21 protein-coding genes are annotated in these 24,235 nt (G+C 70.8%); 15 read left to right on the top strand and 6 right to left on the bottom strand.

Going from position 1 to position 24,235, the window contains the following annotated elements:
* Positions 1–6 precede the first annotated feature (6 nt).
* From AB0I77_RS43915 to AB0I77_RS43895, 5 genes are all read left to right on the top strand, one after another.
* A complete protein-coding gene (locus tag AB0I77_RS43915) occupies positions 7–429 on the top strand; it encodes an SRPBCC domain-containing protein (RefSeq protein WP_363288485.1) in 423 nt (140 codons plus the stop codon).
* A gap of 41 nt (positions 430–470) precedes the next feature.
* Positions 471–923: an SRPBCC family protein gene (locus tag AB0I77_RS43910; protein ID WP_363288484.1), complete on the top strand. Its 453-nt coding sequence runs from the start codon at positions 471–473 to the stop codon at positions 921–923.
* Positions 924–971: 48 nt separating this feature from the next.
* Positions 972–1,301 carry a TfoX/Sxy family protein gene (locus AB0I77_RS43905; protein ID WP_363288483.1) on the top strand — a complete coding sequence of 110 codons (330 nt, stop codon included), beginning with the start codon at positions 972–974 and terminating at the stop codon, positions 1,299–1,301.
* Positions 1,302–1,493: 192 nt separating this feature from the next.
* Positions 1,494–2,129, top strand: coding sequence for a TetR/AcrR family transcriptional regulator (locus tag AB0I77_RS43900; RefSeq protein WP_363288482.1), 636 nt, complete (start codon positions 1,494–1,496; stop codon positions 2,127–2,129).
* A 194-nt stretch (positions 2,130–2,323) separates the two neighbouring features.
* Positions 2,324–3,637, top strand: coding sequence for an MFS transporter (locus AB0I77_RS43895; protein ID WP_363288481.1), 1,314 nt, complete (start codon positions 2,324–2,326; stop codon positions 3,635–3,637).
* 115 nt (positions 3,638–3,752) lie between these two features.
* Here AB0I77_RS43895 and AB0I77_RS43890 read toward each other — a convergent pair whose 3' ends face one another.
* From AB0I77_RS43890 to AB0I77_RS43865, 6 genes are all read right to left on the bottom strand, one after another.
* Positions 3,753–5,492, bottom strand: coding sequence for an iron ABC transporter permease (locus tag AB0I77_RS43890; RefSeq protein ID WP_363288480.1), 1,740 nt, complete (start codon positions 5,490–5,492; stop codon positions 3,753–3,755).
* Between the two features lie 4 nt (positions 5,493–5,496).
* A complete protein-coding gene (locus tag AB0I77_RS43885) occupies positions 5,497–6,672 on the bottom strand; it encodes an ABC transporter ATP-binding protein (protein WP_363288479.1) in 1,176 nt (391 codons plus the stop codon).
* 102 nt (positions 6,673–6,774) lie between these two features.
* Positions 6,775–7,839, bottom strand: coding sequence for an extracellular solute-binding protein (locus AB0I77_RS43880; protein WP_363288477.1), 1,065 nt, complete (start codon positions 7,837–7,839; stop codon positions 6,775–6,777).
* A 754-nt stretch (positions 7,840–8,593) separates the two neighbouring features.
* The gene (locus tag AB0I77_RS43875; protein WP_363288476.1) at positions 8,594–9,961 is read right to left on the bottom strand and encodes an FAD-binding protein; all 1,368 of its coding nucleotides are present in this window, start codon (positions 9,959–9,961) and stop codon (positions 8,594–8,596) included.
* Positions 9,962–9,983: 22 nt separating this feature from the next.
* On the bottom strand, positions 9,984–10,736 hold the full coding sequence (locus AB0I77_RS43870) for an SDR family oxidoreductase (RefSeq protein WP_363288475.1): 753 nt from the start codon (positions 10,734–10,736) through the stop codon (positions 9,984–9,986).
* 65 nt (positions 10,737–10,801) lie between these two features.
* The gene (locus AB0I77_RS43865; RefSeq protein ID WP_363288474.1) at positions 10,802–11,842 is read right to left on the bottom strand and encodes an NAD(P)-dependent alcohol dehydrogenase; all 1,041 of its coding nucleotides are present in this window, start codon (positions 11,840–11,842) and stop codon (positions 10,802–10,804) included.
* 95 nt (positions 11,843–11,937) lie between these two features.
* Between AB0I77_RS43865 and AB0I77_RS43860 the strand changes: the two genes are divergently transcribed.
* From AB0I77_RS43860 to AB0I77_RS43815, 10 genes are all read left to right on the top strand, one after another.
* A complete protein-coding gene (locus AB0I77_RS43860) occupies positions 11,938–12,756 on the top strand; it encodes an SDR family NAD(P)-dependent oxidoreductase (RefSeq protein ID WP_363288473.1) in 819 nt (272 codons plus the stop codon).
* 87 nt (positions 12,757–12,843) lie between these two features.
* Entirely contained in the window at positions 12,844–14,394 is a 1,551-nt protein-coding gene (locus AB0I77_RS43855) for an acyl-CoA dehydrogenase family protein (protein ID WP_363288472.1), read from the top strand.
* 42 nt (positions 14,395–14,436) lie between these two features.
* On the top strand, positions 14,437–16,422 hold the full coding sequence (locus AB0I77_RS43850; RefSeq protein WP_363288471.1) for an FAD-dependent oxidoreductase: 1,986 nt from the start codon (positions 14,437–14,439) through the stop codon (positions 16,420–16,422).
* Positions 16,423–16,478: 56 nt separating this feature from the next.
* A complete protein-coding gene (locus tag AB0I77_RS43845; RefSeq protein WP_363288470.1) occupies positions 16,479–17,933 on the top strand; it encodes an aldehyde dehydrogenase in 1,455 nt (484 codons plus the stop codon).
* 62 nt (positions 17,934–17,995) lie between these two features.
* Positions 17,996–19,552, top strand: a complete 1,557-nt coding sequence (locus AB0I77_RS43840; RefSeq protein ID WP_363288469.1) for a GMC family oxidoreductase N-terminal domain-containing protein — start codon at positions 17,996–17,998, stop codon at positions 19,550–19,552.
* A 100-nt stretch (positions 19,553–19,652) separates the two neighbouring features.
* Complete coding sequence (locus tag AB0I77_RS43835; protein WP_363288468.1) at positions 19,653–20,441, top strand: enoyl-CoA hydratase/isomerase family protein; 789 nt, start codon at positions 19,653–19,655, stop codon at positions 20,439–20,441.
* A gap of 5 nt (positions 20,442–20,446) precedes the next feature.
* Entirely contained in the window at positions 20,447–20,842 is a 396-nt protein-coding gene (locus AB0I77_RS43830; protein WP_363288522.1) for an OB-fold domain-containing protein, read from the top strand.
* Positions 20,839–21,984 (top strand): thiolase family protein, encoded by a 1,146-nt coding sequence (locus AB0I77_RS43825; RefSeq protein WP_363288467.1) that lies wholly within the window; start codon positions 20,839–20,841, stop codon positions 21,982–21,984. The genes AB0I77_RS43830 and AB0I77_RS43825 overlap by 4 nt, the downstream gene beginning before the upstream one ends.
* A 55-nt stretch (positions 21,985–22,039) precedes the next feature.
* The gene (locus tag AB0I77_RS43820; protein ID WP_363288466.1) at positions 22,040–23,242 is read left to right on the top strand and encodes an acyl-CoA dehydrogenase family protein; all 1,203 of its coding nucleotides are present in this window, start codon (positions 22,040–22,042) and stop codon (positions 23,240–23,242) included.
* A complete protein-coding gene (locus AB0I77_RS43815; RefSeq protein ID WP_363288465.1) occupies positions 23,239–24,222 on the top strand; it encodes a phosphotransferase family protein in 984 nt (327 codons plus the stop codon). The genes AB0I77_RS43820 and AB0I77_RS43815 overlap by 4 nt, the downstream gene beginning before the upstream one ends.
* Positions 24,223–24,235 lie beyond the last annotated feature (13 nt).

The raw sequence follows: 24,235 nt of genomic DNA, 5'->3' as shown, positions 1-24,235 counted from the left end.
CTCCCCATGTCCGAGATCGCCTTCCAGGTCGACATCGACGCCGACCGCGATGCCGTCCTCCAAGCACTGAACAGCCATGACGGACTGACCGGTTGGTGGACCACCGGCGTGAACCGTAAGGACGAGATCCTCTTCTTCGACTTCCCCGGGGTGCCCGAGCCCTTCCAGCTGCGCCGCGAGGAGGCGAGTGCGGACCGCGTCGTGTGGACCTCGGTCGGCGCCTTCCCGCCGCACTGGGCAGGCACCGTCATCTCCTGGGAACTGTCCGAAAATCCCGACGCCGACGGCACCCGGGTCCTGTTCCGCCACACCGGCTGGCAGCCCGGCGACCCCGGCCTGCCGCCGGCCGCCTACACCTGGGGCCAGCTCATGACCCGGCTCAAGGAGTACGCGGAGACGGGACGACCCACCCCCTTCTTCACTCTCTGACCGGCCCGCAGCACACCGGCGCCCACGAAAAGGCAGCACCGATGACGATCGACGAGAGGGCGGAACGGGTGATCCCGCTCCCGCCCGGCCAGGTGGCGGAGTACGCCATGGACTGGCGCCACGACGCCGACTGGACCCAGGGCATCCGCGAGGCGACCCTGACGCGGGAGGCCGACGGTGGCGGGTTCGGTGTCGGCGCCGAGGTGACCCGCACCGCCCACTTCCTCGGCAAGCGCATGAACTACGTGCTCCGCGTCGCCGAGTTCGAGCCCCCAGGGCTGCTGGACATGGTGTCGGTGGCCGGACCGATGCCGATGCACATCACCTACACCTTCGCCCCGCATCAGTGCGGCACGCTCGCGGGGATCCGGGTGCGGGGGGATGCCGGTCGCTACTACCGCCTGGCCGCGCCGATCATGGCCAGAAAGGTCCGTTCCTCCATCGGCAAGGACCTGCGTGACCTCGAGCGCAAGCTGCTGGAGCCGCCGTCATGACCGCCGACCCGCACGGCGATGGCCCCGGCACGAGAAGCGGAGTCTGTGGTGGCATTCGACGAAGGACTGGCTGAGCGGATCCGGGAGCGCCTGGGCGCGGACCCGGCGATCACCGAGAAGCGCATGTTCGGCGGCCTTGCGTTTCTGCACCGGGGCAACATGGCCGTCGGCGTCATCGGGGACGAACTCATGGTCCGGGTCGGCCCCGACGCCACCGGCACGGCACTGGCCCGGCCCGGCGCCCGCGTCTTCGACTTCACCGGCCGGCCGATGCGAGGCTGGGTGGTCGTCGCCGCATCCGCCGTCGCCGAAGACGCCGAGCTCGACGCCTGGATCGAGAAGGGGCACAGCTTCGCGGCGGGGCTCCCGCCCAAATGAACCACCCGTCACGGTCGTCATGGAGCCACTGGTGATCCGCGGGAGCGAGGAACGGCCAACGGACGTTCCCCGCTCCTCGGCATGCGGCACTCCCTGCGGGGCCTCGATCCCGGATATATTACGGTGAGCTGGGCGGAGTGGACGCGGGCATGCGGCTACGCATTGCTAGCCGGTGGACAAGGCAGGGGAAGCGTGACGTCGAAGCGCGGCAGTCAGCCGGCGGTAGCCGACCCGGGCCGCACGACGGCGGGCCGGGCCCCGGGGCCGCGTGCGGCGGAGATCCGGAACGCGGCCCTCGCCCTGTTCGCCGAACGAGGGTACGCAGCCACCACGATGGCCGACATCGGCGAAGCCGTGGGGATGCGCGGGCCGAGTCTGTACAAGCACGTGGGCTCCAAGCAGGAGCTGCTCACCCAGATCATGACCGGCACGATGGACGACCTGCTGCGCAACCACCGCATAGCTGTCGCCGGTTGTGAGGACGTGGTGGAGCGGCTGCGCCGGGCCGCCGAGGCTCATGTCCGCTACCACGCCCGGCACCGCCTCGAAGCGTTCGTGGGGACCCGCGAGATCCGCAGCCTGGAGGAGCCCCACCGTACGGAGGTCCTCGAGCGGCGCGCGGCCTACGAGCAGGCGTTCCGAACGTTGCTCAGTGAAGGAGTGCAGGCCGGGCGTTTCAGCGTCACCACGGTGAAGCTGGCCTCCTACGCGATCCTGGATCTCGGGATGGGCGTGCCCGTCTGGTACCGCGAGCACGGGGATCTGACGGAAGACCAGGTCGTCTACCAGTACGGCGACTTCGCCCTGCGGCTGGCGGGCGTGCGCTGAGCCCGCATTCCCAACAGAATCGAATCCGATTCAAAACCTCAAGCAGTTCACCGTGTTGATGTGGTGCCCTGATGTGGTGACCATGTAGCGCGGCCAAAAACTCCTGCACCAAGGCTAGCTGTACTGAGTTCAGTTCTGTACCGTCCCCGGCGTCGGCAGGTACGGGACCGTGCCGAGGGAAGGAGAGTCGGAGCATGAGTGCCACTCAGCGTTCCGCCACATCAGGGGCGGAGTCAGGGGCGGATTCAGCGGCCTACGATCCGCGTACGGTGCGCCGCGCGATGCTCGCCGGCAGCCTGGGCACCCTGATCGAGTACTACGACTTCAGCGTCTACGGCTATCTCGCCGTGGTGATGGCTCCGCAGTTCTTCCCGAACGCGGATCCGGCGGCCTCGCTCCTGGCGACGCTCGCGGTGTTCGCCACCGGCCTGGTGGTGCGGCCGGTCGGCGGCGTCTTCTTCGGGTGGCTCGGCGACCGATGGGGCCGTCGCAAGGCGCTGGTCTCCTCGGTGCTGTGCATGGGAGTGGCCAGCAGCATCACCGGACTGCTGCCGACCTACAGCCAGATCGGCGTGGCCGCCGCGGTGCTGCTCCTCCTGGCCAGGGTGGTGCAGGGCATCTCAACCGGTGGTGAGTCGGTCGGCGCCTACACCTACATCTACGAGTCGGCGCCGCCCCACCGCAGGGCCTTCCTCGGTGCCGTCACACCCATCGGGTCCAACCTCGGGTTCATGTTCGCGGCCGCCACGGCCGGGGTGATCTCCGGGCTCGCCACGAAGGACCAGATGTCCGACTGGGGCTGGCGGCTGCCGTTCCTCATGGCCGTGCCACTCACTCTGTTCTGCCTGTGGGCCCGGCTGCGGATCGAGGACACCCCGGAGTTCGAGGAGGCCGCACAGCGGGCCGACATCCCCTCGGCTCCGATCCGGGAGGTCCTGTCCACCCACCGCGCGGCGCTGCTTCAGTCCATCGGTCTGTCCATGGCGCAGGGCGGCGCCATCTTCCTCGGGCTGACGTACATCGGCATCCACCTCTCCACCGACCTGGGGTACGACTCCACGAAGGTGCTCTGGCTGAGCGCGGGCGTCGTGCTCGTCACCGTGCTGCTCATGGTGCCGGCCGGCTGGCTCGCCGCCCGGTTCGGCTCCCGTCGCATCCTGCTGTTCGGGCTGCTGGGATTCCTGGTGACCGCCTATCCCTCGATGATGCTCATGGACCGGCACAGCCTGGCCCTGGCCGGCGTCGCGTATCTGCTCTTCATGGTGAGCAGCGCGTTCGTGCAGGTCCCGGCGGCCAGTCTGTGGCCGCACCTGTTCGAACGCCGGGTCCGGTACACCGGCATGGCGATCGGGTACAACGTCGGCACCGTCCTCGCGGGCGGTACGGCTCCGTACATCGCGACCTTCCTGGTCCAGCGGACCGGGAACCTGCTCTCCCCGGCGTTCTTCGTCATGCTGGTCTGCCTGATCGGGATCGGATCCCTGCTCACCGTCCGCAAGGATGTGTAGCGGCGTCGCAGGGCAACCGCCGCTGCCGTGAGCGGCGGTCACCGGGGCCCGCAGCGTGGTCAGCCGCGGCTCGGCGGGCGACGTGAACCGGTACGCGTCGTGCGGCTGGTCCTGCTCACAGCTTCTCGAAGATGTCGGAGCCCGCGACGGACATGGCCACGAAGACGCCCGCCGAGGTCACCAGCGTCATCACGAGCGCGATCGCCGCGACCAGCGGGTAGGAGCCGTTGGACCAGTAGTCGAACAGGATGGTGCCCATGACCTGCGTCGTGGGTGCCCGCACCAGCAGCGAGGCGGTGAACTCGTGGGTGAGCAGCACGAACATCAGCGCTCCGGCACCCGCGAGCGTGGGGCGCAGCAGCGGCAGCACGATCTCGGTGGTGGTCCGCAGTGCGCCGGCCCCGCTGGTCCGCGACGCCTCCTGGTACGTGTCGCCGAGCGCCACCATCCCGGACAGTTGCATCCGGGTCGCGAAGGGCAGCATCAGCGTCACGTAGACGAGGACGATCACCGTTCGGGTGCCGTACAGAATGAACGGCTCGCGGCTGTACGTCAGCAGGAAGCCGGCGCCGAAGACCACCGCCGGTATCCCGAGGGGCATCGCCACGATGAAGTCGACCGCGGCCCGGATGACGCGGAACCGGCGCCCCTTGAGCAGCAGCGAGGCGGCGACGAAGCCGAGCGGCAGCGCGATGGCGACGGAGATGACCGAGGTGACGAGGCTGTTGACGATCGCGTCGGTGATCCCCGACTCCTGGAACACGCGCCGGAAGTTGTCGAGTGTGAACCCGCTCGGTTCGATCCTGCCGCTCCAGAAGGCGGAGAGTGACACCACGGTGAGCGCGCCCAGCGGCAGCGCCAGCGCCACCAGGCCGTAGAGGACGATGCCCGTGACCGCCACCCAGGACGGCCGCCCGCCGGACCGGAACGCCTTGCCGCCGTGCGTGACGAAGCGGCTGTGGTCGCCGAGGATCACTTTCTGGAACAGGACGACGGCGATGCCGAAGAGCAGCAGCGGTGAGCCGATCGCGGCGGCCCTGCCGTAGTCGACCGGGCTCTGCGACACGGCGACGTACATGTCGGTGGTGAGCACGTTGATGCCGTTGTTCCTGCCGAGCAGCAGGGGGCCCGTGAACTGGCCGAGCCCCAACAGCAGGGCCACGAACCCGCCGTACACCAGGACCGGTCGTAGCAGCGGCAGCGTCACCCGGAAGAACACCCCGGCCGGCGACGAACCGCTGACCTGTGCCGCCTCGATCAGTTCCGAGTTGATGTTGCCGAAGCCGGCGCTGACGAACAGGTAGACGAAGGCCGTCAGGCCGAAGCCGGTGATGAGGACGATCCACGGCAGTGTGTAGATGTCGACGGGGCCCTCGTCGAGATGGTTCCACCAGGGCAGGTTGCGCAGCGCCGCGTTGAGGTAGCCGGGGCGGGGCGAGAACAGGAACGCCCAGCCGGTCACCGCCGCCACGGCCGGGACCACGATGGGCAGCACGGGCACGATGCGCAGCAGCCGCAGGCGGGGTGGCAGGCGGGTCGCCGCCCAGGCCAGGAACGTGCCGAGGACGAGCGCGATGACCAGTGAGCCCAGCGCCATACCGGCCGTCGTGCGCAGCGTCTCGGCCATGTCCGGGTTGTCGAAGGCGGCACTGTAGCCACGGGCGTCGTCCTCGAAGGCAAGCCGTTGCAGGCCGACCAGAGGAGCGATCACCAGGTAGCCGATGGCGGCCAGGAAGGCCAGCGCGCCGAGCCGTGGCAGGTGGCGCCGCGCGCGGTTCAGCGCGGTCGGCCGCGACGAGGCCGGGGGCGGTGGTGTCGTCGTGGGGGAGGGGGCGGGTATGGCGGGTGCGGTCACGAGGTCACGCCCCCACTGCCGCGGCGGGGGCGTGCTCGGCCGTCCGTACTCCGTCGGCGTCGTAATAGATGGCCGCTTCCTTGGCGAACCACGCGGTCACCCGCTGTCCGCGGGAGAGATTCCGGGCCCATGGCTTGCCCGTCAGGGGCGCCTGGGCGTGCAGGCGGCTGTTCGCGATCGTGACGACCACGTCCATGTGACGCCCGCCGAACTGAGCGTCGACGACCTCGGCCGGGAGGCCGACGCCGTGGGCCGGCGGTTTCTCGTCGGCCGGACAGAGCCGAAGGTCCTCGGGGCGCAGCCGGGCGGCGACCTCACTGTGCGAGCGGGGCACGGGGAGCTCGTCGACCACGGTCTGGCCTGCTGCGTCGGCGTGGCCGTCGGCGCCCGACGGTGAGGCGAGGGCCCATCCGTCGCCCTGACGCCGGAGCGGAAGCCGGTTCGACATGCCGATGAAGCCGGCGACGTACTCGGTGGCCGGTTCCTCGAAGACCCGCTCCGGCGTGTCGAGTTGCTCGATCCGCCCCGCCTTCATGATCGCCAGGCGGTCGCCGAGTGCCAGCGCCTCGCTCTGGTCGTGGGTGACGAACACGGCGGTGAAGCCCAGTCGTGCGTGCAGTTCGTGCAGTTGGGCGCGTACCTGGTCGCGCAGCCGGGCGTCGAGATTGCTCAGCGGCTCGTCGAAGAGGACCAGGTCAGGCTGGGCGGCCAGGCCGCGGGCCAGGGCCACCCGCTGCTGCTGGCCGCCGCTGAGCTGCGCGGGATAGCGGTCGAGCAGGGCGGAGCATTCGACCAGCTCCGCCGCCTCCTCGATCCGCGTGCGTGCCTGGTCACGGGCCACCCGTCTGGTTCTCAGGGGATATCCGATGTTGCGGCGCACCGTCATGTGCGGCCACAGCGCGTACGACTGGAACACCATCCCGATCCGGCGCTTGTTCGGCGGGAGGTTGACCTTCCCTCGTACATCGAGCACTGTCTGGTCGCCCAGCGAGATACGTCCCTCGTCGGGCGTCTCCAGACCGGCCAGACAGCGCAGAGTCGTGGTCTTCCCGCAGCCGCTCGGGCCGAGCAGAACGATGAACTCGCCCGGCTCGATCTCCAGCGACAAGTCGTCCACCGCGACCGCCGGCGGCTTGCCGGCGAACCTCTTCGTCAAACCTTCGATGCGCACGTGGGACACCGCGGACTCCTCACATCGTCCAAAGACCGAGCGAATGGGCACCCGTCGGCGCGGGTGCCCACACTGCTGTGCACCGGCACCTGGCCGACGCACCCACCGCCCCTACTGGAACAGGGACTTCCACTTCTTCTGGTACGCGGCCACGGCGTCCGGCGTGAGCTTGGCCGGATCCTGCACCCGTACCTTGTCGTTGGTGATCACTGTGCCGGGCACCTTGGGCAGCACCGAGCCGGCGGACGGCGTGATCAGCTTCTGTCCCTCGGCGGTCACCATGAAGTTGGCGAACAGCTGTCCTGCGTTGGGGTGCGGGCCGCCCTTCAGCACCATGCCGTAGTACCGGGCACCCCACGCGCCGTCCGGCGGCATGCGGTAGTCGACCGGCGCGCCCTTCTTCTTCGCGGGCTCCAGCGCGATCGGCGCTATGAAGCTGCCGGCGGCGATCTCGCCGGACTGCAGCGCCTCACCCATCGGCAGGGAGCTGGGGTAGATGCGCGGCTTCTGGGCGGCCAGCTTCTTCACGTAGTCGGCGCCGTACGTCTCCTCCAGCCACAGGTAGAAGTCGACGAGAGACGGCGCCGTCGGCTCGATGACGCCGATCTTGCCGCCGGCGAGGGACGGGTCGAGCAGGTCCGGGTAGTCGGTCAGCCCTTTGGGATAGAGCTTGGTGTTCCAGCCGAACGTGAGCACCGCGGAGTTGGTCTCGAAGTAGTTCCCCTGGTGGACGTACCGCTTGGCGTCATAGTCGCCCTCGCCGGTCAGTTCGGGACCGGTCGGCGCCAGGAACCGCCCGGCCTCGGCCTGCGGTTTCACCCAGGACAGGCTCGCGCTGACGTACATGTCGGCGATGCCTTTGCCGGTGTTGAACTCCGTCTCGACCTTCACGCCGAGGTCACCGTCGACGCCCCGGACGGTCTTGACGTCGATCCCCGGGTACTTGGCCTCGAAGGCCTTCGCGAGGTTGTTGAGGGCGGTCAGATCCTGGGCCGAGTAGACCGTGATCTGTCCTTCCTTCTTCGCTGCGGCGACCAGTTCGTCGATGCCCGCCGCCGCGGGCACGACCTTGGACTCGGCGTTGTCGTCGTTGCCGCCGCCGCACGAGGCGACCAGCAGCGTGGTGATCGATAGCAGGATGAGCAAAGCCCCGCGCCGTCGCGGATCTGATCTCATTCTCGGCTCCCTTAGGTGAAACCGGCTGCCGGCCGAACCGGCGCAGGACCGAGTGGACTGTGCGCTGGGATGGTGACCGGATGGCCAAGATTGCGTGGAAGCTACCAAACTGAACTTGGTTAGACAATAGAAATCGCAGCGGTGCGAGGGAGGGGTGGCGCGGCGGCCTGGGTCTGTAGCGCTCGCTCAACTCCGGCCCACTGTGGCGAGAGTGGAGTTTGGCCCGCGCTCGTCGGCTGTACTGGACTTATTTCAGTTCAGTATTGGCTCGCTTGAGGTGTCGGATGGGTGGGTCGGCATCACGGGGTGCTTCTGGGCGCCCCGCTCGGCCCGCCTCGGTCGGCGGCGTCCTCACCATGCGGAACATCGTCGATCCGCACAAGTGTCTTACCTGTGTTGTCACCCCGCGGCAGTCCCGCCGGCGCCACCGAGGCCTGTGCCGGCCCGTCGATGAGGTGGGGCCGCTGCCTCGGAAGGCCATGATGCCGTCCATCGGTTCTTCGAGGGGGATAGCCGGAAAGCGTTCCGGATCAGCACCTCGCCCGGGCGCGGTTGCCGCCCCCGGAACCTCGACGACGCTGCGCCGCGCCACCCGGCATGAGGGCGCGTCGGCATGGGAATCGAGGCGAGTTCAGGCACCCCGGTTGGCGGCATGTGGGTGGCGTCCGCCTCGCAAGAGCCTCAGACGCCGACGGCGGAAGCGCTTCGGAAGGCATCGCGACGCCGCGCCCACGACCTCACCGCCGATACTTCGTCAGCCGCAGCTCCCCCGCCCAGGGGACGCCGCGCGGACCGTCGCGGTGTCGGCCGCGGTGAGTCCGAACACCAGGGCCGACGCGATGCCGCCGGCGTAGGCCCGGTGCCAGAGGCCTCCGGTGTCCGAACCGGCCGCGAGGAGCCCTTCCACGCGCCCGCCGTCCTCTCCCAGCACGCGTGCCCGGTCGTCGATACGGATCCCGTGGAAGGGGAAGGTGATGGCCGGCACCGTCTCGATGACGTAGTAGGGCGGTTCGTCGAGCGGCAGGCGGTCGAGGCGGCGGCCGGGCGCCGGATCCTCACCCGCCGCCGTCTGGGCATTGAACCGCTCGACGGCCGCGCGGACGGTAGGGCCGTCGTATCCCCACTCCTCGGGAAGGTAGGCGAGTTCGTCGAGGTCCTCGGCGAAACCGACACGGCCACCCCGTTTGCCGGCCAGCGCGAACTTGTCGACGGCGACCGCCCCTTCCACGTACGAGCCCACCACCCAGTCGCGGAACACGCGCGCGTCGGCGATGAGGAGCCCGCGGTTCTCGGGCTGTTCCATCAGTGCCATCGCCGTCAGGTGATCACCCAGCGTCTCGTCGGTGAATCGCTCGCCCAGCAGGTTGAACAGCAGCGCGTGCTCGCTGTAGTACAGCGACAGGTCGACGAAGTCCGACGGATCCGCGAACGCGATGCCGCTCGGGATCAGATGCCCGTAGAAGCCGGCCCCGGGCAGCCCGGTCGATGCCCCGGCGGCGGTCGCCAGGCGGTAGCCGGCCCCGCGGCTATGGGGGTTGGAGCGTAGTTCCATGCGGTCGGCGTGGGGGTGGACGAGCTTGTCGCGGAGGTCCACGTCCCCCTGGAAGCCCCCGGTGGCCAGGAGCGTCGAGGTGGCGCGCACCTGTCGTCGCGTGCCGTCGCTCGTGACGAGTTCCGCTCCGGTCACGGCCCCGTCCTCCAGGAGGAGTCGCTCGGTATCGGTGGTCAGCAGCAGTTCGCCACCCGCCTCGACGATGATGCGGCGGCAGGTGTCTACGTAGTGATTGGTGTCGAACTGGTGTCCCTGGCCGAAGCTGAGGATGGGCTGCGCGCCCTTGGCCTCGACTCCCGTGCTCCGGATCCAGGCGATGCCGTCCTCGAAGCGGTCCACGAGGGCGCGCTTGAGTGAGGTGTCGCCACCCGGGTTGTGCCGCTCCATCACCTCGTGGCTCGGGGCGGTCCAGGCGTAACCCGCGTAGCGCGCGGATCCCCCGACGTCACCGCCGATCTCGACGACCACGACGGACAACCCGTCGCGCACGGCTCTTGCGCCAGCGGTGAGGCCGGCCATTCCCGCCCCGACGACGAGCAGGTCGACCGTTCGGTGGTCCCGGTCCCGCATGAGCACCCAACCCCTTTCTTGGCTACTGGCCAGCTGCCGCGCGGGCGTGACCGACGTGGCCGATGGTCTGGCCGCCGTCGACGAGGAACTCGCCGCCCGTGGTGTACGAGGCGTCGTCGCCGGCGAGGAAGAGCACCATGCGCGTGACCTCCTCGGGCTCCCCGATGCGCGGTACCGGCTGATCGGCGAAGAGTTCGGGTGCGGCGCCGTCACCCATGGACGTGCGGATGACGCCCGGATGGACCGAGTTGACGCGCACCCCGCTGCCCGCCATGTCCAGTGCGGCGGCCTTGGTCATTCCCCGAATTCCCCACTTGCTCGCCACGTAGCCGATGCCGTCGGCGAAACCCATGAGGCCGGCGGCCGAGGAGATGTTGACGACCGCCCCGTGGCCGCGGTCGCGCATGCCGGGGAGGACGGTGTGCATGCCGAGGAAGGTGCCCACCACGTTGACGTCGAGGATCCGGCGGAAGTGCTCGGGCGACTGCTCTTCCACGCCGCCGAAGTGAATGATCCCCGCGTTGTTGACCAGGACGTCCACGGGGCCGAGGGTGTCCTCGACGGTGCGGACGACGGACTGCCACGCCTCTTCGTCGGTGACGTCGAGGTGGTGGTACCGCGCGTCGGGCAGGCCCTCGGCCAGGGCCTTTCCCTCGTCGTCCAGCAGGTCGCAGACGGCGACCCGGGCGCCTTCCGCGGTCAACCCGCGTACGTGTGCGGCGCCCATGCCCCGGGCCCCGCCGGTGACGATCGCGACCTTCCCGTCGAAGCGCATCCCGAACTTCCCTTCCGCGTATGCGTGTGTGTCCGAACCCGGGTGTACGTGATGTCTGAACCCGGTCAGTCGGGGACGAGTACGGCCCGCCCGCGCACTCGGCCCCGTCGAAGCCGGTCGATCGCCTCCGGTGCGGCGGACAGGGGGAACCGCTGCGTCTCGACGTGAATCGCCCCCGAGCGTGCCAGCGCGACGACCTCGGCGAGTTCGGGGCGGGTTCCCCAGAAGGGCAGCGAGAGCCTGAAGCCCGGCGGGAGAACGCCCGGCTTGGAGACCGTCAGACGGCCGCCTCCGCTGCCGACGACGGCGAGTTCACCACCCGGCCGCAGGACACCGGCGGCGAGTTCCAGCGTCTGCGTGGTGCCGACGAAGTCGAGCACGGCGTCCACTCCCACGCCACCGCTTCGCGCCTTCAGGACCTGAGCGGTGTCCGGCCGCACCAGGGTGCCGAAGTCCGCGCCGGAGCGGTCCGCGAGAGCCAGGGCATCCTCCCGGACGTCGACCGCCAGCACGCGACTCGCGGTGGTCGCGCGGAGGATCTGCACGGCCAGGTGACCGAGCCCGCCGACACCGATGACGGCGGTGGTGGTTCCCTCCCCGAGCGCGTGCCGGAGCCCGGCCACGGCGTGATAGGAGGTCAGGCCCGCGTCGGAGAGCGGAGCCGCCTGATCGGCCGGCAAGTCGTCGATCGGCACCAGATGGCGGGCGGACGGGACGAGCACGTACTCGGCCATTCCGCCGTCCCGGCCCAGTCCCGCCCCGTGCCAGGCGAGGGTGTCGCGCCGGTCGCAGTAGTTGTCCCGGCCCGTGGCACACCGGTCGCAGGTGCCGCAGCCCCACGGTCCGTAGAGCACCACGCGGTCACCGATCCGCACCCCGTCGGCGTCGGGCCCCAGGGCCGCGGTCCGCCCGGCGACTTCGTGGCCGAGGGTGAACGGGAGCTGGTAGGGGAGTGCCCCCGCGGCCGCCGCGATGACGTGCAGGTCGGAGTGGCACAGTCCGGTGGCTTCGACCCGCACCAGTACCTCGGCGCCGCGGGGGACGGGCCGCTCGACCTCGACCCGTGTCGGGGGCTCGCCCCACGCCGTCAGTCGCAGTGCCCTCATCTTCACCGTCCCAGGTCTTGTCAGCCCCCCGGCCGCCACGGTAACAGAGGTGAAGTCAGTTCAATACAGTCGAGAGTGGTGAAGGGGAGATCGCCTTGACCGGCACAGACGTGAACGTGCGGAACGTGCGGACGGACAGCTTCGCGGGCAAGGTCGCCATGGTGACGGGCGCCGGCTCCGGCATGGGTGCGGCGGTCGCCCGCAAGCTCGCGGCGGACGGGGCGCGGGCCGTCGTCCTGCTGGACGTGGACGGCGACGCCGCCGAGGCCGTCGCGAAGGAACTGCCCACCGCTCGGGCGGTCGCACTCGACGTGGCGGACGCGGCCGAGGTCGATGCCGCCGTCCAGGATGTACTGCGCCGGCACGGGCGACTCGACGTCCTGGTGCACGCGGCCGGGGTCGACGACCCCGAGGCCAAGCAGCGCATCGCCAACGCGCTGGTCGAGGGCCGGCCGGTCGAGATGGCCGATTCCCTCGACGACGCCTCCTGGCGGCGCGTCATGCGAGTGAACCTGGACGGCACGTTCCATGTGCTGCGCGCCGCGGTGCGCGCCATGCGCCCCTTCGGGGCCGGGGCGATCGTGGTGATCGGTTCGTCGTCCGCCTTCGACACACCCGTCGGCTATCCCCACTACGCCGCCTCCAAAGCCGGTGTGCACGCACTGAGCCAGGCCGTGGCCAAAGAGGTCGTCGCGTCCGGGATCCGCGTGAACGTGGTCGCTCCGGGGCCGACGGAGACGGGGATGGCGGCGCGCACGCCCGAGGCGCTGCGTGCCGGCTTCGCCGACCCGCGGGTGCGCCCGTACGCGACAGCCGAGGAGATCGCCGACATCGCGCTCTTCCTGGCGAGCGATGCCGCGGCGAACCTGGTCGGCGCGGTGCTGCTCGCCAACGGCGGCCGGTTCACGGCCTGAGCCGAACCGACTCGTGCACAGGTCTTGCCCGGCCGGAGACTTGTGCCTACGGTCAATGAATTGAGTTCAGTTTTGTGAGGAGCTCCCATGCGTCGTCGTCACCCCGAGATCGACCCCCAGTCGCTGTCCGAAACCGACGAACAGCGGCAACTGCGCGCCGTCCTGCGGGACTTCTTCACCGAGGCGAGCAGTCCCGAGGACGTCCGCAAGCATCTGGGCACCCCGCGCGGATACGACGAACCGGTCTGGGCGCGGCTCGCGGGCGAGATCGGGGTCCATGGACTGGCCGTTCCCGAGGAGTACGGCGGGGCCGGCTTCACGTTCGCCGAACTGGCCGTAGCCCTGGAGGAATCCGGGCGCGCCCTGTACTGCGCGCCGCTGCTGCCCACGGTGGCCCTCGCCGCGCACGCCCTGCTGTACAGCGGCGACCATACGGCGTGCGAGTGTTACCTGCCGCGGATCGCCGACGGCACGCTCACCGCGACCGTGGCCGGGTTCGACGCCCCTGAACCCGCCAGTCCCGCCAGTCCCGACGGGCCCGACGAGCCCGGCGTCACGGCCGAGCAGGTCGGTTCGGGCTGGGTGCTGCGCGGTCAGGCGGACTTCGTCCTCGACGGGGCCGGCGCGGATCTGATCCTGGTACGGGCGCGAACCCCCGCCGGGCCGAGGCTGTTCGCCTGTGAGCCCACGCAGGACACCAGCCGGCGCACTCCGCGCCGGGTCCTGGACGAGACGCGGCGCCAGGCGCTGGTGGAGTTCCGGGGGGCGCCGGCCACCGCCTTGGGCACGGCGGAGGGGACCGAAGAAACCGTCGCGGCGACCCTCGACGCGGGGCGGGCCGCGCTGGCGGCCGAGCAGGTCGGCGGCAGCGGACACGCGCTGGACGCCACGGTCGAATTCGCCGCCCAGCGCCACCAGTTCGGGCGGCCCATCGGTTCCTTCCAGGCCGTCAAGCACCGGCTGGCCGATGTGCTGGTCGCGCTGGAGGCGGCACGCACCGCGTCCGCGTACGCGACTGCCTGCGCGGCCGCGCGGGCGATGTCCTCGCCGTCCGCCGTCGCCTCGTCGCAGCTGCCGGTGGCCGCCTGTGCCGCCGCCGTGGTCTGCTCCGAGACCTTCCGTCTCGCGACGGCCGAGTACGTCCAACTGCACGGCGGCATCGGCTTCACCTGGGAGCACCCGGCCCATCTGTACGTGCGCCGCGCGCGCGGCGGCGAGGTGCTCTTCGGCACGACGGACCGGCACCGGACCCGACTCGCCGAACTCATCGGCCTCACCACCGGAAACGATCCCACCGCCGGCACCGGCTCCACTGCTGGCATTGGCCCCACTGCTGGCACCGGCCCCACCGCCGGCATCGGCTCCACTGCTGGCACCGGCTCCAGCGCTGGCACCGGCTCCACTGCTGGCATCGGCCCCACTGCTGGCACGGGCTCCACCGCTGGCACGGGCTCCACCGCTGGCACCGGCCCCACCGCCGGCACCGGCCCCACCGCCGGCATCGGCTCCACTGCTGGCACCGGCTCCACCGCTGGCACGGGCTCCACCGCCGGCATTGGCTCCACCGCCGGCATTGGCCCCACCGCCGGCATTGGCCCCACCACCGGCATCGGCCCCACCACCGGCTCCGCCGCCTGACCAGGCAGGAGGACGGACGAGACGACAGAGAGCCGCAGCCGCATGACAGCGACGCCCCGCACCCCGCCCGACCTCGCCGCACCGTTCACACTCGGCGATCTCACCCTCCGCAATCGTCTCGTCGCCACCGCCCACGCCACCGCTGCCGTCAGCGACGGCGCACCCACCGAGGCCGACGCGACCTACTGGCGGCGGCTGGCCCAGGGCGGCGCCGGCCTGGTGATCACCGGAGGCACCGCCGTGGCCCCCGAATCGACGCTGCCACAGCGCTATCTGACCGAAGCGTGGCGCCCCGAGATCAAGGACGCGGTACGCCGCCGCGCCGAGGCCATCACCGACGAGGGTGCCGTGGCCGTCGCGCAGCTCGTCCATCTCGGCCGGGAGACCCTGGGCGCCGGCACGTACTACGCGCCGGTCTCCGCCGCGGCCGTCCGCTCGCCCCGTGAGGCGGCCCCGCCCCGCCCGCTGAGCGCCGAAGAGGTACGCGGCGTCGTCGAGGCGTTCCGCGTCTCCGCGGCCAACAGCGTGCAGGCGGGTTTTCACGGTGTGGAACTGCACGCCGGCCACGGCTACCTGCTCGCCCAGTTCCTCTCCCGGGCCAACAACACCCGCGACGACGAGTACGGCGACCGCATCGCCCTGCTCGCCCAGGTGATCGACGCCATCCGCACCGAGATCGGTGAACTCCCCATCGGCGTACGGGTGTCGGTGGAGCCCGGCGAGGACTCCGGACTCGGCCTGGGCGACCTGACCGAACTGCTGCCACGGCTGTGCGCCGCCTCGCCCTTCGGGTACGTCAACGTCACCACCGGCGTCCGCAACACCTACGTCCCCGGTATGGCCACCACTCGCCCGCCGCTGCTGGAGTCCGTGGCCCGGCTCCGCTCGGCGGTCGCCCTGCCGCTCCTGGTCAGCCAGGGTTTCCGGTCGGTGGCGGACATCGAGCGGGCGCTGGACTCGGGGGCCGATCTGGTCGGGATGGCCCGGCCGTTCATGGCCGACCCCGACTTCGCCCGCAAGGTGATCGCGGGCGACGAGAGATCCGTACGCCCCTGTACGGGCTGCAACGAGGGCTGCCGGACCTTCGAGCCCACCGGGTCCTGCTCGGTGAACCCCGAGCTGGGTCCGCCGGGAGCCGCCACCCGCCCGGCTGTTCCGCTGCTGCTCACCCGGCCGGGCGGTCGCAGCGGTCCTGCCGCCGGCGGTCCTGTCGCTGTCCTGGGAGCGGGCCCCGCCGGCATGGAGTGCGCGTTGGCGCTCGCCCGTTCCGGCGCCGAGGCGACCGTCTTCGACACGGCCCGGCAAGCCGGCGGCCAGGCACGCCTCGCGTCCCTCGCCCCGCACCGTCCCGGCTGGCAGAAGTTCGTCGACTACCAGCGCGAGCAACTCTCCGATCTCGGCGTGCGGGTGCTGCTGGGGGCCTCCCCAGAGCCCGACGACCTCGACGACCTGGCGGCGTACGACCGAATCGTGCTCGCCACCGGCGCGGAGGAGGCGTCCGTCTCCGTGCCCGGCGAACTTCGGACACTCACGAGTTCCCTTTTCCTGAGCCGGTGCACGGACGTCGTACCGGACGCGCCCGTCGTCGCCGTCCTCGACGACGGCTTCGGCTGGTGGCAGGGCATCAGTGCCGTGGAGAGCGCGCTGGCGGCCGGCGCCAGGGAAGTCACGTTCATCACCCCCGGCACCGGTTTCGCCACCGGCCTGTCGCCGGAGAACCGCACCCAGCTGATGAACCGGCTCACCGGTGCGCCCCTGCGTGTCGTCGCGATGAGCACCGTGACCTCGACGACCACCGACGGCGTACGCCTGCGCCATGTCCTGGACGGTCAGGAGACGCCCCTCGCCGCCGATGTCCTGGTCACCGTCGGCGAACGGCGCCCGCGCCGCCCCGACTTCTCCCCGGCCGCCCACCAGACCGTCCGCGCGGTCGGCGACTGCGTCGTGCCGCGCCGCATCGCGGACGCGGTCGCGGAGGGGCGCGCGGCGGCCGAGTCCTTGGCGGCACGGGCCGCGAGGCCGCTGTGACGAGCCGCTTCCGCGCTTCCTCGTTTCTCGCGTTTCCCCAGAGAGGCAGTCACCGCATGGCACACCACTACGACCGCATCCTCATCGGAGGCCGGCTCACCGCCCCCTCCACCGACCGCGTCGCGCAGGTCGTCTCACCCAGCACCGAGGAGGTCATCGGTCACGTTCCCCTGGCCTCCACGGTGGACGTCGACGCCGCCGTGGCCGCGGCCCGCCAGGCGTTCGACGCCGGCCCCTGGCCGAGGTGGAGCGTTCACCAGCGCGCCGCGGCCCTGCGCGACCTCGCCGACCGCCTCGACACGCGCGCGGCCGAACTCGCCGGACTGGCCATGGCCGAGACCGGCTGCCCGCGCGGCTTCGCCGAGGGCTACTTCGCTGTCGCGCCCTCCAACTACCTGCGCTTCTACGCCACATTGGCCGAGGGACACGTCCTCGAGGAGGAGCGGGTCAACGGACCGACCCGCACGCTCGTCGTCCGCGAACCCGTCGGCGTCGTCGTGGCCATCCCCGCCTGGAACGGCCCGCTGCCGCTGAGCGCTCAGAAGATCGCCCCCGCCCTCATGGCCGGCTGCACGGTCATCGTCAAGGTGCCGGTGCAGGATCCGCTCGCCTGCCATGTGTTCGCCGAGGTCGTCGCCGAATCGGCCGTTCCCGAGGGCGTCATCGGCCTGTTCGCCGCCGACGCCGAGGAGAGCGCGTACGTGGTCGCCCACCCGGGTGTGGACAAGGTCAGCTTCACGGGAAGCACCGCGGTCGGCGCCCGTATCGCCGAGGCGTGCGGCCGCGACATCCGCCGAGTGACCCTGGAACTGGGCGGGAAATCGGCGGCGATCGTGCTGGAGGACGCCGACATCGACGCCGTCGTCCCGGGACTCGTCGGCTGCGGCGCCGCCTTCATGCAGGGCGAGATCTGCACCGCCCAGACCCGCGTCCTGCTGCCGCGCTCCCGCTACACCGAGTTCACCGAGGCCCTGGCCCGCCACATGAGCGCCCTGCCCATCGGCGACCCGGCCGATCCCGCGACCGTGATCGGGCCGATGATCACCGAGGCGCACCGGGCGCGCGTCGAGGAGTACATCGCCCTCGGCAGGAAGGAAGGTGCCACCGTGGCCTGCGGCGGTGGCCGCCCCGCCGACCCGAGCACCGGCTGGTACGTCGAACCCACCCTCTTCACCGACGTCACCAACGACATGCGGATCGCGCAGGAGGAGATCTTCGGCCCCGTCGTCGTCGCCATCCCGCACGACGGTCCCGACCACGCCGTCGAACTCGCCAACGACTCGCCGTACGGGCTCTCCGGAACCGTCTGGACCCAGGACGAGGAAGCCGCCCTCCGGATCGCCCGCCGCGTACGCACCGGAACCTTCAGCATCAACGCCTACACCCTCGACATCAACGCCCCCTTCGGCGGCAGCAAGAAGTCCGGCATCGGCCGCGAGAACGGCCCCGAAGGCCTCGACGACTTCCTCGAATCCAAGTCGATCGCCCTGTCCGGCGCACCCCTGGGCTGAGGAGCGGCTTCACCTCCACGAAGAAGAGCTTCATCTCAACGAAGAGAAGAAGAGAGGTAACCATGGCACGTCGCATAGTGGTGTGCGGCGGAGGTTCCGCCGGTGGTGTCCTGGCCGCCAGGCTCAGCGAGGACCCCGCGAACACCGTCACGCTGGTCGAGGCGGGTCCCGACTACCGCACCCCGGAGGAGACCGCCCCGGAGGTGCTCGACGCCGACCAGTTCGGCTTCACCACCCACGACTGGGGCTACGAGTCCGCCGACCACGTCGTCGACGCCGACAGCATCCCGATGTTCGGGATCGTCCAGCAGGGCGTCGTACCCGTCCTGCGGGGCAAGGTCATCGGCGGCTCGTCGTCCGTCAACGGCGCCAACGCCCTGCGGCCCACCCCCGAGGACTTCGCCCGCTGGACCGGACTGGGCAACGACCGCTGGTCCTGGGACCAGGTGCTCCCGTATCTGAAGAAGCTGGAGGACGACCCGGTCGGCGGGGAACTGCACGGCACCGGAGGCCCCGTACACATCGAGCGCTTCACCGAGGGCAACGGGCTGCGCCCGGTCATGTCCGCGTTCCTGGAGGCCTGTGCGCAGGCCGGCCACCCCCTCCACCAGGACATCAACGGAGCCCGCCGGCGCGGCGCGGGCCCGGTCCCCTTCAACCGCAAGAACGGCATCCGGCAGAGCTCCGCCATCGCCTACCTCGGCCCGGCCCGCCACCGCGAGAACCTGACCGTACTGGGCGAACGGACCGTGGACCGCGTGGAGTTCACCGAGGACGGCACGGCCCGTGCGGTGATCCTCGCCGACGGCACCGCTCTCGAAGCCGACCTGATCGTCCTGTCCGCCGGGGCCATCGGCAGCCCGGCGATCCTGATGCGCTCGGGCATCGGCCCGCGGCGGCTTCTCGAAGAGCTGTCCATCCCCGTGATACGGCACCTCGAAGGCGTCGGCAGGAATCTGCGCGACCACCCGATGGTCTACCTCACCTACGCCGTGGACGCGGAGGCGGTCGGGGAGGAGCTCATGCCGCCGCTCCAGACGGTCCTGGCGTTCTCCTCGGCGGGCGGCGCGGGCACGGGAGCGGTCGGCCAAGGCGAAGTCGACCTGCACGCACTGCCGTTCACCATGGAGCCCGGGGTGATGCTCGTGCCCCTCGCCGTGGTCCGCCCGTACTCGTTGGGCAGAGTGGAGATCACCTCACGCGCCCCTGAGGCCGACCCGAGCATCCGGTTGGGGCTGTTCGACCACCCCGACGACGTACGGCGCATGGTGGCCGGCATCCGGCAGATCCGGGAGATCGTGGGCTCGGGCCCTCTGGAGAAGTACGTACGTGCCGAGACCTGGCCGGGCCCCGAGGCGACCACGGACGCCGACCTCACACGAGCCGTCCTCCAGGGCAAGAACACCTACTGCCACGCGGTGGGCACCTGCGCGATGGGCGGGGAGGGCACCCCGGCCGCGGTGGTCGACCAGGCCGGCAAGGTGCACGGGGTCGACGCGCTGTACGTCGTCGACGCCTCCGCCATGCCGGACATCCCGGCCGTGCCGACCAACACCACGGTCATGATGATGGCCGAGCGCTGGGCGGACCAACTTGGCACGGTAACTGAACCGAAGTAGGCCTGTATCGATCAAGGGGTTGACAGGGACAGGCATCGCTTTCACACTCGTAATGAATTCAGTTCAGTTTGAGCATCGGTTCGTTCGAAGGGGTTGGAAGATGGCAGTGGAAGACGAGATCCAGTTCGAGCGCGACGGCCACGTCGCCCGTGTGTGGCTCAACCGCCCGTGGAAGAAGAACTGTGTCACCGTGCCGATCCTGGACCGGCTCGACGAGATCATCACCGAGGTCGACGAGGATCCCGAGCTGCGGGTCCTGGTGGTGCGCGGCCGGGGCGGCACCTTCTGCTCGGGCTTCGACCTCGACAGTCTGAAGGCGGAGTACGTCGGCAAGTCGAACGCGATCGACGTCGCGGTGAAGTCCGCGAAGGTGTGCGACCGCCTCTACTCGATGAAGACCCCCTCGGTCGCGGTCCTGGAGGGCTACGTCACCGCCGGCGGCTTCGAGATCATGATCTCCTGTGATTTCGCCATCTCCGTGGACGACGCCAAGATCGGCGACTTCCACATCCGCCGCGCGCTGTTCGGCGGGGCCGGCCCGATCTACCGGGTGCCGCGCATGATCGGCATCCGCAAGACCAAGGAGCTGATGCTCACCGGCAAGCTCCTCTCCGGTGTCGAGGCCGTCGAGTTCGGACTGATCAACAAGTCCGCCCCGGCCGACAAGCTGGACGAGACGGTCGATGACTTCATCGGGGACCTCGTCGACAAGAGCCCCTTCATGATGTGGCTGACGAAGATGACGATCGACCGCAGCCTGGACGCCGACATCCAGTCGCTGATGGTGATGGAACACCTCGCCGTGGGCGTGGCCCTCAACTCCGAGGACGCGAACGAAGGCGTGTCGGCGTTCCTGGAGAAGCGCGAACCCAAGTGGACGGGGCGCTGATCCGCATGGTCACGGATCCGCGGAGTCCGACCGCCGTCGCCGCCGCCGTCGGGCTCCAGGGCTCACGCTGCTCCGGCTGCTCGGTGACGGCCTACCCCGCGGAGGACGCGTGCCCGCGCTGCGGTGGACCGGCCGATCCGGCGGTCCTCCGGGGCACGGGCAGGCTGTGGACCTGGACGGTGCAGCGGTACGCCCCCAAGTCCCCGCCCTACAAGGCCCCGCCCGGCGGCTTCGAGCCGTTCGCGCTCGGCTACGTCGAGCTGGTGGAAGGCGTGCGGGTGGCCGCCGTCCTCGAAGTCGACGACCTCGACGACATCCGTATCGGCATGCCCCTCACCGTGACCGCCGGCCACGGTGTCCCGCGGGCCAGGCCCACGACCCCCGGCGAGGAGGGAACATGAGTACGGACGTCCTGATCTGCGGCGCCGGGCGCACCCCGTTCGGCCGGTCGGAGGCGAGCGGCCGACAGCTGGCCGTGGGTGCGGTGAACGCCGCGCTCGCGGACGCCGGGATCGAGTGGTCGCGGGTGCGGGCCGCGTTCGGCGGCAGCGACAGCGCCGGCCTCGCCGACACCCTGGTGGCCCAACTCGGCCTCACCGGGCTGCCGTTCGTCAACGTCAAGAACGGCTGCGCCACCGGCGGCAGCGCGCTGGTCTCCGCCGTGAACGCGATCCGCTCCGGCATGGCGGACGTCGTCCTCGCCGTCGGCTTCGACAAACACCCGCGCGGCGCCTTCGACCCGAGGCCAGAGGACTGGGGGCTGGGGGAGGAGTACGGCAGCGACGGGCTGATGGTCACCACCCAGTTCTTCGGCATGAAGATCCAGCGCTATATGCACGACCACGGCATCACGCCACGGACCCTGGCCCTGGTCGCCGAGAAGGCGTACCGCAACGGTGGGCTGACCCCCGAGGCCTGGCGCCGCAAGCCGGTGTCCGCCGAGGAGATCCTCGACTCCGGCATGGTCAGCGATCCGCTGACCCGCTTCATGTTCTGCTCCCCGGGAGCAGGCGCGGCCGCGCTGGTGCTGTGCTCACCCGAGGCCGCACGCACCGTGGAGGGCACGCCGGTCACCCTGCGCTCGGCGGCGGTACGCACCCGGCGCTTCGGCTCGTTCGAGGTGTTCAGCCCCTGGATCCCCGGGGGCCCGCTCACCAGCGTCAGCCGCGATGCCTCGGCCGCCGCCTTCGAGGAGGCCGGGATCGGCCCGGGCGACATCGACGTCTGTCAGTTGCAGGACACCGAGAGCGGCGCCGAGGTCATGCACATGGCCGAGTGCGGGTTCTGCGAGGACGGCGAGCAGGAGCGGCTTCTCGCCTCCGGTGCCACCGAGATCGGCGGGGCCCTGCCGGTCAACACCGACGGCGGCTGCATCGCCAACGGCGAACCCATCGGCGCCTCGGGCCTGCGCCAGGTCTACGAGATCGTCCAGCAGCTGCGCGGACGGGCCGGCGAGCGACAGGTCCCCGGCGAACCCGTGATCGGCTTCACCCATGTGTACGGCGCCCCGGGCGTGAGCGCGTGCACGGTGCTGTCCCGCTGAAGTGGCCTGCTGAAGGGCCCGATGAATGCCCCGCTGAACGGAGGTGGAGGAAGAGATGAGTGCCATCCCGGAACCCGAGGAGTTCCGCGCCCAGGCCCGGCAGTGGCTCGCCACGGTCGCTCGGCGCCGCACCGCCGACGGGGAGTGGGGCAGTGGCTCCGACTCGGTCGCCGTCTTCGAGAACTGGACCGAGGAGCAGGAGCGCGAGCACACCGCCCGCACTCAGGAGTGGGAACGCACCCGCTACGACCACGGGTGGGGCGCGCTCAACTGGGAGGAGCCGTACGGCGGACGTGGTCTGCCCGCCTTCTACGAGCAGCTCTACCGCGCCGAGGAGGCGGCCTTCGACGTGCCGCATCGCACCGAGGTCTTCCCGGTGACGCAGCAGCTCGTCGCCCCCGCGATCGGCATCTGGGGCACCGAGGAGCAGAAGGAGCGCTGGCTGCGGCCCATGCTGCGCACCGACGAACTGGCCTGCCAGCTGTTCTCGGAGACCGAGGCCGGATCCGACCTCGCCGCGGTGCGGACCAGGGCGGTGCGCGAAGACGACCACTGGGTGCTTCAGGGGCACAAGGTGTGGACCTCCGGGGCCCGCGTCGCGACCTGGGGCGTCGCGGTGTGCCGTACCGATCCGGACGTCCGCAAGCACGCCGGCATCACCGTCTTCCTGGTGCGTATGGACGCGCCGGGCGTGACCGTACGGCCCATCCAGCAGATGACCGGCGGCACCAGCTTCAACGAGGTCTACCTCGACGGCGTGGTGGTGCCCGACGCCGACCGGCTCGGGCCGGTCGGCGAGGGCTGGCGGGTCACGCTCAGTGTGCTGGCCGCCGAACGGCTCGACTCCGGCAACCTCGGCCTGGACAACGCCGACCGGGCGCTGGAACTCGCCGGGAACCTGCACCGCCCGCTCACCGGCAGCGAGCAGCAGCGGGCCGCCGACCTCCACATCCGCACCCTCGTCCAGCGGCTCATCGGACTGCGGGTGACCGCCGCCCTCGTCGCCGGACGCGAGCCCGGCGCGGAGGCCTCGGTCGGCAAGCTCTACGCCACCGAGACCATGCGGCGCACCAGCGATCTGGTCTCCGAGCTGCTGGGCCCGAGCCTGGTCGCGGACACGGGGGAGTGGGGCACCTACGCCTGGACGGAACACCTGCTCGGCGCCCCCGGCTACAGCATCGCGGGCGGCACCGACGAGATCCAGCACAACATCCTCGCCGAACGCGTGCTCGGCCTGCCGAAGGAGCCCGTCCGATGAGCACGGCCGCCACGCGGGTGCCGGAGCTGTCCGTCCGGGTCCGCGACCGGCTCGCCCGCCGCCATCCGGGGGCCCGGGTCGGGGAGTTGGAAGTGCTGCCGGGCGGCCACTCGGGGCTGACGTACTCGGTCACCGCAGGGGATGCCCGGTACGTCGTCAAGGCCGTGCCTGAGGGGCAGCGGCCCGTCGGGCGCAACGACGTGCTGCGCCAGGCGCGGGTCCTGCGTGCGCTGGCCGGGTCAGTGGAGCAGGTGCCGGTGCCGGGGGTCGTGGCCGTCGACGAGACCCAGCCGGCGTGGTTCGCCATGGACTTCGCGGTCGGCGAGGCCGTCGAGCCCGTACTCGACGAGCCCGAGGTGCCCGCCGCCACGGCCCGCGCCCGCATGCTGGAGATCGCCTCAGTGCTGCGGCGGCTGCACGCCACCGACACCCGTACCCCCGGGCTCGACGCGCCGGAACCGCTCGACGCGGGCGGTGAGTTGGCGCGGTGGAGCCGCACCCTGCACGCCGTACCACCGGAACTCCGGCCGGGCGGCGAGGAGTTGCTGGCTCGCCTCGCCGCCGACGTGCCCGGCGGCCTCCCGCCGGTGCTGCTGCACGGGGACTTCCGGCTCGGCAACGTGCTGTGCGCAGGCGAGCGTGCGGTGGCCGTCGTCGACTGGGAGATCTGGAGCGTCGGCGACCCGCGCATCGACCTCGGCTGGTTCCTGCTCTTCGCCGACCACCGCAACTTCCCCCAGCTGGGGCACGCCGTGCCCGGCCTGCCCAGCGAGGCCGAACTGCTGGACGCCTACCTCGACGGCCGGCCGGCGCTGCCCGCGATGGACTGGTTCCGGGCGCTCGGCCGCATGAAGATGGCCGCGATCATGGGCCACAACCTGCGCCGGCACCGTGAGGGCAAGCACCACGACCCGGACCAGGAGCGGCTGCCGCCCACCATCGCCGCGATGATCGGCACGGCGCGCGACATCCTCGGCTGATCCGGCCCGACCA

This window comes from Streptomyces sp. NPDC050619, assembly GCF_040654815.1.
Taxonomy (GTDB): Bacteria; Actinomycetota; Actinomycetes; order Streptomycetales; family Streptomycetaceae; genus Streptomyces.
This window is presented reverse-complemented; position numbering and strand designations above follow the sequence as displayed.

Coding starts and splice junctions, on each gene's coding strand:
- AB0I77_RS43915 (WP_363288485.1), top strand. CDS start 7: ATGTCCGAGATCGCCTTCCAGGTCGACATCGACGCCGACCGCGATGCC.
- AB0I77_RS43910 (WP_363288484.1), top strand. CDS start 471: ATGACGATCGACGAGAGGGCGGAACGGGTGATCCCGCTCCCGCCCGGC.
- AB0I77_RS43895 (WP_363288481.1), top strand. CDS start 2,324: ATGAGTGCCACTCAGCGTTCCGCCACATCAGGGGCGGAGTCAGGGGCG.
- AB0I77_RS43880 (WP_363288477.1), bottom strand. CDS start 7,839: ATGAGATCAGATCCGCGACGGCGCGGGGCTTTGCTCATCCTGCTATCG.
- AB0I77_RS43875 (WP_363288476.1), bottom strand. CDS start 9,961: ATGCGGGACCGGGACCACCGAACGGTCGACCTGCTCGTCGTCGGGGCG.
- AB0I77_RS43870 (WP_363288475.1), bottom strand. CDS start 10,736: ATGCGCTTCGACGGGAAGGTCGCGATCGTCACCGGCGGGGCCCGGGGC.
- AB0I77_RS43865 (WP_363288474.1), bottom strand. CDS start 11,842: ATGAGGGCACTGCGACTGACGGCGTGGGGCGAGCCCCCGACACGGGTC.
- AB0I77_RS43855 (WP_363288472.1), top strand. CDS start 12,844: ATGCGTCGTCGTCACCCCGAGATCGACCCCCAGTCGCTGTCCGAAACC.
- AB0I77_RS43850 (WP_363288471.1), top strand. CDS start 14,437: ATGACAGCGACGCCCCGCACCCCGCCCGACCTCGCCGCACCGTTCACA.
- AB0I77_RS43845 (WP_363288470.1), top strand. CDS start 16,479: ATGGCACACCACTACGACCGCATCCTCATCGGAGGCCGGCTCACCGCC.
- AB0I77_RS43840 (WP_363288469.1), top strand. CDS start 17,996: ATGGCACGTCGCATAGTGGTGTGCGGCGGAGGTTCCGCCGGTGGTGTC.
- AB0I77_RS43835 (WP_363288468.1), top strand. CDS start 19,653: ATGGCAGTGGAAGACGAGATCCAGTTCGAGCGCGACGGCCACGTCGCC.
- AB0I77_RS43830 (WP_363288522.1), top strand. CDS start 20,447: ATGGTCACGGATCCGCGGAGTCCGACCGCCGTCGCCGCCGCCGTCGGG.
- AB0I77_RS43825 (WP_363288467.1), top strand. CDS start 20,839: ATGAGTACGGACGTCCTGATCTGCGGCGCCGGGCGCACCCCGTTCGGC.
- AB0I77_RS43820 (WP_363288466.1), top strand. CDS start 22,040: ATGAGTGCCATCCCGGAACCCGAGGAGTTCCGCGCCCAGGCCCGGCAG.
- AB0I77_RS43815 (WP_363288465.1), top strand. CDS start 23,239: ATGAGCACGGCCGCCACGCGGGTGCCGGAGCTGTCCGTCCGGGTCCGC.